The 435-nt window shown below is 45.1% G+C and carries 1 protein-coding gene; it reads right to left on the bottom strand.

Going from position 1 to position 435, the window contains the following annotated elements; translation table 11 throughout:
* On the bottom strand, nt 1-435 hold a 435-nt coding region (locus Tmeso_RS15990; protein WP_145993185.1), incomplete at both ends, for an ABC transporter transmembrane domain-containing protein.

The raw sequence follows: 435 nt of genomic DNA, 5'->3' as shown, positions 1-435 counted from the left end.
TATCTTGAAAGGCAATGTCGCCTTTGGCATGTGCCAAGACACGTGCATCGGGTGCATCAGGTGTTTCAATCGGCTGAGTCATCAGCTCCTGCGTCCGTTTCAAACCAGCAAAGGCTGTCTGAATCTGTGTCGTAATCCCTGAAATTTCGATAAAGGGCTTCGAAAACTGACTGGCATAAATCGTAAAACTCGAAATCACACCGATGGTCACCGTGGTTGAGCCATTGAGTGCCATCAGGCCACCAACACAGCCCACTGACAGATAAGCCAAGTGATCTACAAATCGTGATAGCGGATTAGTTAAAGCAGAAGAAAATTGCGCTTTTTGACCCTTGACATAGAGTTCTTGGTTCAAGCTTTCAAATTGCGCTTGATTGACCCTTTCTCGTTGAAAAGCCTTGACTGTTTTTTGATTGCCAATCATTTCCGTGATAT

This window comes from Tepidibacter mesophilus, assembly GCF_002724055.1.
GTDB classification, from domain to species: Bacteria; Bacillota; Clostridia; order Peptostreptococcales; family Peptostreptococcaceae; genus Tepidibacter_A; species Tepidibacter_A mesophilus.
This window is presented reverse-complemented; position numbering and strand designations above follow the sequence as displayed.